This window comes from Deferrivibrio sp. (assembly GCF_055117995.1).
Genome location: NZ_JBSQOT010000054.1, coordinates 1 through 8,369 on the forward strand (window position 1 = coordinate 1; position 8,369 = coordinate 8,369).

At 34.4% G+C, this 8,369-nt stretch carries 10 protein-coding genes and 1 pseudogene; 3 read left to right on the forward strand and 8 right to left on the reverse strand.

Going from position 1 to position 8,369, the window contains the following annotated elements; all coding sequences use genetic code 11:
* The 7 genes and pseudogenes from coxB to ACTCAF_RS10125 form a co-directional block, all read right to left on the reverse strand.
* Positions 1–1,120, reverse strand: a 1,120-nt coding sequence (gene coxB / locus ACTCAF_RS10095; protein ID WP_463063157.1) for a cytochrome c oxidase subunit II, incomplete at its 3' end; no start/stop codon positions are given.
* A 15-nt stretch (positions 1,121–1,135) separates the two neighbouring features.
* Positions 1,136–1,420: a cytochrome C oxidase subunit IV family protein gene (locus ACTCAF_RS10100; protein WP_463063158.1), complete on the reverse strand. Its 285-nt coding sequence runs from the start codon at positions 1,418–1,420 to the stop codon at positions 1,136–1,138.
* 9 nt (positions 1,421–1,429) lie between these two features.
* Positions 1,430–2,029: a cytochrome c oxidase subunit 3 family protein gene (locus ACTCAF_RS10105; RefSeq protein ID WP_463063159.1), complete on the reverse strand. Its 600-nt coding sequence runs from the start codon at positions 2,027–2,029 to the stop codon at positions 1,430–1,432.
* Positions 2,013–3,638 (reverse strand): annotated as a pseudogene (ctaD, locus tag ACTCAF_RS10110) (cytochrome c oxidase subunit I). Before ctaD ends, ACTCAF_RS10105 begins: the two are co-directional and overlap by 17 nt.
* A complete protein-coding gene (locus ACTCAF_RS10115; RefSeq protein ID WP_463063160.1) occupies positions 3,631–4,413 on the reverse strand; it encodes an SCO family protein in 783 nt (260 codons plus the stop codon). The pseudogene ctaD and the gene ACTCAF_RS10115 overlap by 8 nt, the downstream one beginning before the upstream one ends.
* On the reverse strand, positions 4,414–4,713 hold the full coding sequence (locus tag ACTCAF_RS10120) for a c-type cytochrome (RefSeq protein WP_463063161.1): 300 nt from the start codon (positions 4,711–4,713) through the stop codon (positions 4,414–4,416).
* 117 nt (positions 4,714–4,830) lie between these two features.
* Positions 4,831–5,280, reverse strand: a complete 450-nt coding sequence (locus ACTCAF_RS10125) for an Hsp20/alpha crystallin family protein (RefSeq protein WP_463063162.1) — start codon at positions 5,278–5,280, stop codon at positions 4,831–4,833.
* A gap of 152 nt (positions 5,281–5,432) precedes the next feature.
* Between ACTCAF_RS10125 and ACTCAF_RS10130 the strand changes: the two genes are divergently transcribed.
* Complete coding sequence (locus tag ACTCAF_RS10130; RefSeq protein WP_463063163.1) at positions 5,433–5,903, forward strand: hypothetical protein; 471 nt, start codon at positions 5,433–5,435, stop codon at positions 5,901–5,903.
* Positions 5,904–5,928: 25 nt separating this feature from the next.
* On the opposite strand, the gene ACTCAF_RS10135 is transcribed toward ACTCAF_RS10130, so the two are convergent.
* Positions 5,929–6,276 carry a cytochrome c3 family protein gene (locus ACTCAF_RS10135; protein ID WP_463063164.1) on the reverse strand — a complete coding sequence of 116 codons (348 nt, stop codon included), beginning with the start codon at positions 6,274–6,276 and terminating at the stop codon, positions 5,929–5,931.
* A 112-nt stretch (positions 6,277–6,388) separates the two neighbouring features.
* Between ACTCAF_RS10135 and ACTCAF_RS10140 the strand changes: the two genes are divergently transcribed.
* Both ACTCAF_RS10140 and ACTCAF_RS10145 read left to right on the forward strand, forming a co-directional pair.
* Entirely contained in the window at positions 6,389–6,901 is a 513-nt protein-coding gene (locus ACTCAF_RS10140) for a hypothetical protein (protein ID WP_463063165.1), read from the forward strand.
* The gene (locus tag ACTCAF_RS10145; protein WP_463063166.1) at positions 6,888–8,336 is read left to right on the forward strand and encodes a hypothetical protein; all 1,449 of its coding nucleotides are present in this window, start codon (positions 6,888–6,890) and stop codon (positions 8,334–8,336) included. Before ACTCAF_RS10140 ends, ACTCAF_RS10145 begins: the two co-directional genes overlap by 14 nt.
* Positions 8,337–8,369: the final 33 nt, after the last annotated feature.

Genomic DNA, 8,369 nt, shown 5'->3' on the forward strand with positions numbered 1-8,369 from the left:
TTACAATCTCTCTCTCAGGATACTTTATTGATACATACATATATTCATCGTCAACTTCTACAGTAAACTCTTTACCATCTTTTAAAACCTGTTTTTTTGCTCCATAAAGATTTTTAAAGGATGGTGCAGCAATTGTCGAGCCATCAGTTGAGTGGCAACCGGTGCACCCTTCATCGTCTATCAATTTTTTTCCAACTTCAATATTGGATACTTCTTTATTTTTGTTTAGCATAAGATTTATTAAGGTATTCAAATCATTTTCAGGTATCTCATTTTCATAAGGTGGCATTATGTTTTCATAGCCCTTAACGATTTCTTTTTCCGGATAAAGTATGGAATCTTTAATATAATTTTCGTCTGCAACTATTTCTTTTTCTTTTCCATCAATAATGACTATTGTCTTCCTACCATTTATATCGTTAAGCGGGGGGCCCACCAAAACTTCCCCGTTAAGGCTGTGACAATCTGAACAACCATATTTATCAAGAATTTCAGGAAGTGTAACGCTTGCCGTTTTTTCTTTTTCTCCGCTTATAAATCTGGCATATTCTTCTTCATCTACAACATGAACTTTTGATAGCATATAAGCATGCCTTACTCCACAATACTCAGCACATAAAATATCAAAATCCCCTTTTTTGTCAGGGTTAAACCATGTGTAAGTAGTAAGCCCAGGAACTGCGTCAATTTTTATTCTGTAGGCAGGCACATAAAAACTGTGTATAACATCCGTGGATGTGATATTTAGTTTTACAGGTTTGTTGATTGGAACGTACAATTCTTTGTCAGTTTTTCTGTTTGGATAAGTAAACTTCCATGACCACATTTTGCCTTCAACTTTAATTTCAATAGCATCTTTTGGTACTGTCCTCAGTGCTACAAAGCTATCCCACCCAACAAAAAACATTGCCATTACTATTATTGTTGGAATAACTGTCCAAAGTGTTTCTGCGACTAAGTTTCCTTTAATATCTGCCGGATTAGGGTGCCTTTTTCTGTTATATTTATATAAAAAGTAAACTATCGCAATTGTTATTCCTAAAAGCACAATTGCGGCAATTGAGTAAATCAGTATAAAGGTAAAATCTACCTTTTCAACAGCAGTTGCTTGTGGATACATTTTCTTCTCCTAAATTTATCTGTATGCAACGTCAAAGAATGTGAAACCTATAAAAATAGCAAGTATTAAAAACGTAATGAAAACAGAAATTTTGAACAGCCTGTTTTCATACTTGAGATGCATAAAAAATAGTATAACTATTAATGCCTTTGTGGTAGCTACCGTTAAAGCTGCAACTACATTCAAAAAGCCAAGATCAATTTTTGCAATCCACACAGTTACAGCTGTTAAAAACATTAGTATGACCCAGACAGATACAAATGTTTTGTAGCTAACTATATGTTTGTTTTCTGCACTCATTTTTTTCTCCTACACAATTAAGTAAAATAGTGGAAACAGATAAATCCATATCAGGTCTACAAGGTGCCAGTAGAGTCCGGTGTTTTCAAGCAGTACGAAATCATCTTTATTAACCTTTTCATTTTTGAGCATAAAGAGTACATAGATAATTATTGATGCCCCAACTAATACGTGTATGCCATGTAGCCCTGTCATTACAAAATAGAGTCCAAAAAATATAATTTCACCTTTCGGTCTTTGAAGAAGTGTTGGTGAGTCAGGATATATTCCGTGATGAAATTTTGCACCCCATTCAAAATATTTGTTTATCAAAAAGACAAACGCAAGGGCAAGAGTTATCCCTAAAAATATGATTGCAAGCCTTTTATCCCCTTTTTGTATGGCTGAGATTGACATCGCCATAAAGAGACTGCTTGTTACAAGAGCGACAGTGTTTCCACCACCAAAATATACATTTAATTCTTTTCCGGCAAGGTGAAACTCAGCAGGATATTTGTGCAGATAGGTGCTGTAAAGTATAAAAAGACCGCCAAAAAGTAAAATTTCAGTAAAAAGAAAAAGCCACATTCCAAATTTTGAGCCTATATAATCTTTATGTATATTGCTCATCTTCTTCTACCCCTTTGTAGTCATATGGTCCTCTTGTGAGTTTAGGTTCACCAACAAAATTCAATGTAGGAGGAGGGGATGGTGTGGTCCACTCAAGTGTGGCGGCGCCCCATGGGCTTTTACCAACCTTTTCTCCATGTTTTATACTTTTAAAAAGATTATAAAACATTAATAATAAGCCTGTTGCAAGAATCCATGAACCAATAGTGGAAATTAGATGCCCTGTATGATACTGTGGCAGGTAGTCATAATATCTTCTTGGCATCCCCATCATACCAATCACAAGCATTGGAAAATAAAGTATATTAAAACCGACAAAAAGAATAGCCCATGAGATAACTGCTAACTTTTTATTATACATTCTACCGTATATTTTTGGAAACCAGTAGTGCATTGCTCCAAAGAAACCAAAACCAGTCCCGCCAAAAATTGTGTAGTGAAAATGACCTACGACAAAATACGTGTCATGTACGTGTATATCTGTACCGGCTGAACCAAGTATAAGACCTGTCAGTCCGCCAATTGAAAAAAGAAATATAAACGACAGTGCATACAAAAGTGGAGGTTCGATAACTATCGAGCCCTTATACAATGTTGCCACCCAATTAAAAACTTTTATTGCAGTTGGAATAGCTACTATAAAAGTAAGGAAAGAGAAAATAAGTACAGCCGTATCACTCATTCCACTGGTGTACATATGATGAGCCCAGACAAGTGAGCCGGCAAATGCTATTGCAAGTGAAGAAAATGCAATGGCTTTATAGCCAAAAATGTGTTTTCTCGCGAATGTTGGGATAATTTCTGTCACCACACCCATTGCAGGGACTACCATTATATAAACTGCAGGGTGAGAATATATCCAGAAAAGGTGTTGATACAATATTGGATCTCCACCTTTTGCAGGATCAAACAATCCTATTCCAAACATACGTTCAACGAAAATCAGCAGCACTGTGATTCCAAGTATAGGTGTAGCAAGTACCTGTATCCATGCGGTAGCATAAAGTGCCCAGACAAAAAGCGGCATCTTTGTCCACTTCATTTCAGGCATTTTTAGTCTGTGGACGGTGGTAATAAAGTTTAATCCAGTTAAAATCGAAGAAAAGCCAAGTATAAAAACACCAATTACGGCTACACTAACGTTTGTTGTTGTAAATTCGCTGAAAGGCACATAAAATGTCCAGCCGGTGTCAGGTGCACCTTTTCCTGTAAAAAGTGAAAAAAGTATTAAAATAAGACCTATAATGTAAAGCCACCATGAAAAAAGGTTTAGCCTTGGAAAAGCAACATCTTCTGCCCCTATTTGAATAGGGAGAAACAGGTTGCCAAAAGCAGCAGGGATACTTGGAATTACAAATTAAAATATCATTATTACACCGTGAACCGTAAAAAAAGCATTATAAGTCTGTGGTCCAACTATTGTCTTTCCAGGAGCAATGAGCTCAATTCTTATCAGTAAACCGATTATAACACCTATAATAAAGAGCAATAACGTTGAGTACATGTAAAGCAGACCAATTCTCTTATGATCTGTAGAAAATATCCATCCAAATATTCCAGGGTATTTGTTGTCTTTTAAAAATGAAATTACTTCACTGTTATTATTCATCTTTGCCTCGTGTAGATTTTCTTTTTCCTGTTAAAGTTAAAACCAAAAAAAGTGTAACAACGCCAGCTAAAATTATTGTAGCAGAAACTTTCATTACATTAAATACATATTTTTTCCCGTTAGGGTCGTAACTGAAACAGTAACTTAAAACACGTTTAACTGAAAACCCTACTTCCCCCTTTTGTGCCTCAACTATGGCCATTGTAAGGTCAAACGGGAGTATTCTCGTACCGTAAACATATCGTACGATTTTTCCATCAGGTGACAGAATGATGAGTGCTACACTGTGGATAAAATCTTTGCCTTCTCTCCGGAATTTAAATCCAATAGAGTCCATAAATTTGTCAATGTTATCTTTGTCACCTGTTAAGAATTTCCAGGAGTCTTCAGGGAAATTTTTCAATGCTGCCATGTAATTATCTTTTTTTCTGGAAGCTATATCAGGTGTATCATTTTCATCAAAACTTACAGACAATATCTGATAATCTTTGCCTGGGGCAAGTTTGATTTCAGGGACTATGTTTGACAGAGAGCTTTGTAGTAAATTACAGACATTGGGGCAGGTAAAATACACTGGAGCAATCACTGTAGGAGTTTTTTTTACCAATTCTTTGACATTAACTTTTTTTCCCAATGAGTCATAAAAATAAACATCATCAGGTATATAGTTGCCAAGATGTTCTACTACCCCCACATCTCTATGTTCGTCAGCAGAAAAAACAATTTGCGAAACTGATAAACTAAAAATAAAAAGAGCACAGATTAGTTTTTTCATTTAGAATTTCGAAATGTATTCTGCAAGACTTTTTATGTCAGTATCAGAAAGATTTTTCACCTGATTTGCCATTATATTTTTTTGGGCACCACCATATGTTCCATTTTTATAGCCATTTAATTTGTTGATTATATCTTCTTGTGATTGACCTTTTAAAGGATTAGCCACACCATAAGCCTTTTTACTACCGTCAGCACCGTGGCAACCTTTACATTTGCCGTAAAGTGCCTCATTAGCAAATCCTGATAAGCCAAAAAAGACAATAAGCAAAATAAAAGCATAAAAAAAAGAAGTTTTCATAATTGGCCTCCATAAGGGTTTAAATTAAGTCTAATAAAGTTTAATTGCCATATTATACTTTGTCAATAGGAATTTATAGAACTATTCTAAATAAAAAAGGCGGGAATACCCGCCTGATTACTCAGCTTGAATTGCAATTGTCTTGGATTTTTCTTCTTCAGCTTTGTCCATAATTACTTCAAGTACTCCGTTTTTGAATTTTGCCTTTACTGAGTCCGGGTTAACCTTTTTAGGGATTTGAATCTGCCTCATAAAACTTCCGTAAACTCTCTCTCTGCTGTAATAATTTTCCTCTTTGGTTTCTTTTTCCTCTTCTCTGTTGCCTTTGATGGTCAATATGTTGTTTTCAAGGGTTAATTCAATATCTTTTTCAGTCATCCCCGGAAGATCAGCTTTTACCTTGATCTGATTGTTGTTTTCAGAAATATCAACATGTGGCATACTTACAAAAGCTCTTGACTGGGCAGCAGGGGCAAAAAAATCCTCAAATAGCCTGTTGACTTCATCTTGAAGGTCGAAAATGTCTCTGAAAGGTGATACGCTTTTTTTTCTCCATCTTTCTAACATATCGCACCTCCTGATTAAGTTTTATTTACATTTTTTAAAATATATATGAGTGAATATTTGTCAAGTTTTTTTATTTTATTCATATCATATTTTATGGATTGAAATTTATATTGGAAATAGGGTATAAAGGTTAAAACAATTAAGGGGTAGATGTGAAAATAGAAATTTTAGAAGAGTTAAGAGAGTTTAGCAAAATTGCCTTGAAAGAGCATAAGAGAGGTGGAAGTTTTAGGCCCTTTAAGTATTACAGATATGAAGACGGCAAAAACATACCTACATATTTTATCGGTTCCCCGGGAATAACTGTGGCAATCGTAACTACATTGGTTGTTGTGGCTACATTTTACCTCATAACCCTTAAATTTAATATCTGGATATGGCTTTTATATTTGATATTGACATCATTTTTTGTAAGGCTTGCAATGAAAATTGATAAGGCAAAACAGATAAGAAGTCTCGCATACTCTATTTGTAATAAAGCTGTTGTCTTTCTGGATGAATATAATAAGTCAGGGGATAAAAATTATCTTAACAACGCAAAAGAATTGCTTGAAAGAGCAAAAGAGTGGGTTGAAGAGCCTGCTTTCGATAGGCAGATAGAAATAATTGATGAGATGTTATAAAAAAAGCGACCCAATGAGTCGCTTATTATTTGTGACAAGTGCTACAAACTTTACCTTTTGGAACATTCTTAGCAACATGGCAAGGAAAGCAAAACTCTTTGTGAATGTTGTGATTTATCCCTTTAATTTGTCCAACTTCAAGTTTTCCACCATTATTAATATTTTTCAAATCTTTGCCACCTTCAGGTGACATATGACATTCAGTACAATCATTTTTTGATTGATGGAAAGCATGGGGAAACATTACTGGCTTTTTGGTAGTTTTTTCTACATTAAAAGCCTTGGAAAGATCGATTGTTTCTGGTCCTTTGTCAACTGCAAATACAACAAGCGCAAATGACAGTACAAAGAGTGCAACTAAAACTTTTTTCATGGTATCCTCCTATGTTTTTCTGTAATTTTAATCAGATTTCATAATTTTAGTCAACTAAAAAATATTTCAAAAAATTTAGTTGCTAACATTTAATCTTGTGATAAAATTTAATATGATAGGATTAGATGCCATTGCGTTTTCGCTTGCTAAGACTTTGGCAAGTTTTCTTTTTGGTCAGATTTTAGACAGTGCGGATATATCAATTGATGGTGCTCCGTCTTGGTATATGAAGGAATCACGTAGTGAAATATGTTCAAGTTCTTTTGAATACGGAAATCTTTCTTCAGTAGATGTGGCAAAGGAAAAATCCCTTCTTTTGTTAAAAAAGAGAGTTGGTGATATGTTGGTTTTGGCAGTGAATGAAAACATAAAAAATGCGAGCGACAGTGAGAAAATTTTTCTTGAGAGTTTTTTAAAAGATAGAGGTTATGAAATATTTATCATTAAAAACTCATTTGACAAAAATATAGAATATGTGAAAAAATATAAAGTAGCATTTGTCAGGACATGTTTGGATAGGGAAAAACTGTTAAAATTTGAAGAGGGGAAGATAGAAGAGCTTAAGAAAAAACTTACCCATAAAAGGGCAAACGAAGCCTTTGAGGAATTGAATGATGAAAAGTAGATTAATATTTTTTCTGTTGTTTGTGTTTAGCTTTAAAGTTTTTGGTGCTGATTCTGAATTTATGAAATATTTAAGTCAGCAAATGGATGAATTTAAACAGTTTAAAGAAGAAAGGGATAAAGAGTTTACTGAATTTTTGAAAAAACAGTGGAAAGATTATGAAATGTTCAAGGGACTTGAGCCAGATACCGTGCCAAAACCTGCCGATATACCCGTTGTTAAAGAAGAAAAACCTCTTATTGTCAAGCAGGTAGTCCCTGATAAGGTAATTATAAAGACGGTAGAACCTCCCGTGGTTGTTGAAAAACCTGTTAAAATAATTCCGCTACAAAACTTAATTCAGGAAAAAGACAAAACATTGTTCTTTAATTTCTTCAATGTTAATGTTGAACTTGTTTTTGATGAAAAAACACCTATGTGGCAACTCAAAGGTCTAAGCAATGAGGATATAGCACTATTTTGGGAGAATGCAGCCAAAAGTAACTTTGATAAACTTGTCAATTCTGTAAAAGATGCCGTAAAAAAATTAAGTTTAGGTGACTGGGGGACAGTAATATTTACAAAAAAAGCAACTACACAGATATATAATGGAGATTCAAACCGCGGTAACCTGTTGGCCTGGTTTGTATTGTCCAAGCTTGGTTTTGATGCGAGAGTTGGGGTTGAAGAAGGCATGGTGTATTTATTGTTGCCTTCTGACAAGAAAATTTACGGTGTCACATATTTCGTGCTTGATGGGAAAAATTACTATGCCATAGATACGTTTGAAACCAGAAAATATATAAAAAGCATAAGGACATACGACGGCAAATATCCAGGCAGTAGTGAACTAATAAAAATTAATGCAGAAAGACCTCTTTTGCCGGACTCATATCATGAAAAAACAGTAAGCTTTAGATATAATGGACATGAGTACCGCTTAAATCTTTCTTATGATGCTTCGCTTGTTGAATTTTACAGGCTTTTTCCTCAAACAGAGCTGTATGTTTTTACAAATCCTACGATATCCGATGAAGCGCTATATAAAATGAAAACTCAGCTTGCAAAAATAATTGAGGGGAAGTCTGAAATTGAAGCTGCAAATATTTTACTGAGATTTGTCCAGACAGCTTTCAAGTATAAGACTGATATTGACCAGTTTGGATATGAAAAATATTTTATCCCTGAAGAAACAATATATTATCCATATTCTGATTGTGAAGATAGAGCAATTTTATATTCATATCTCGTTAAAAATATGTTAAATTTGGATACTGTACTGTTGGATTATCCAGGCCATGTGGCCACTGCTATCAATTTGAAAGGTTCTGTTGGTGGGGATTTTGTGGATTTTGAAGGTAAAAGATACTATGTTGCTGATCCGACTTACATAAATGCAAACATAGGTATGACTATGCCTAATGTTGCAAAATATAAACCTAAAGTTATAAAATAGATTTTAGGGAAAACAAAAAGGAGGTAGGTATGA

What these genes read in the sequence shown, in the direction of transcription:
- ACTCAF_RS10120 (WP_463063161.1), bottom strand. Translation starts at nt 4,713, where the DNA reads ATGAAAACTTCTTTTTTTTATGCTTTTATTTTGCTTATTGTCTTTTTT.
- ACTCAF_RS10145 (WP_463063166.1), top strand. Translation starts at nt 6,888, where the DNA reads ATGATGAAAAGTAGATTAATATTTTTTCTGTTGTTTGTGTTTAGCTTT.
- ACTCAF_RS10105 (WP_463063159.1), bottom strand. Translation starts at nt 2,029, where the DNA reads ATGAGCAATATACATAAAGATTATATAGGCTCAAAATTTGGAATGTGG.
- ACTCAF_RS10125 (WP_463063162.1), bottom strand. Translation starts at nt 5,280, where the DNA reads ATGTTAGAAAGATGGAGAAAAAAAAGCGTATCACCTTTCAGAGACATT.
- ACTCAF_RS10100 (WP_463063158.1), bottom strand. Translation starts at nt 1,420, where the DNA reads ATGAGTGCAGAAAACAAACATATAGTTAGCTACAAAACATTTGTATCT.
- ACTCAF_RS10115 (WP_463063160.1), bottom strand. Translation starts at nt 4,413, where the DNA reads ATGAAAAAACTAATCTGTGCTCTTTTTATTTTTAGTTTATCAGTTTCG.
- ACTCAF_RS10140 (WP_463063165.1), top strand. Translation starts at nt 6,389, where the DNA reads ATGATAGGATTAGATGCCATTGCGTTTTCGCTTGCTAAGACTTTGGCA.
- ACTCAF_RS10135 (WP_463063164.1), bottom strand. Translation starts at nt 6,276, where the DNA reads ATGAAAAAAGTTTTAGTTGCACTCTTTGTACTGTCATTTGCGCTTGTT.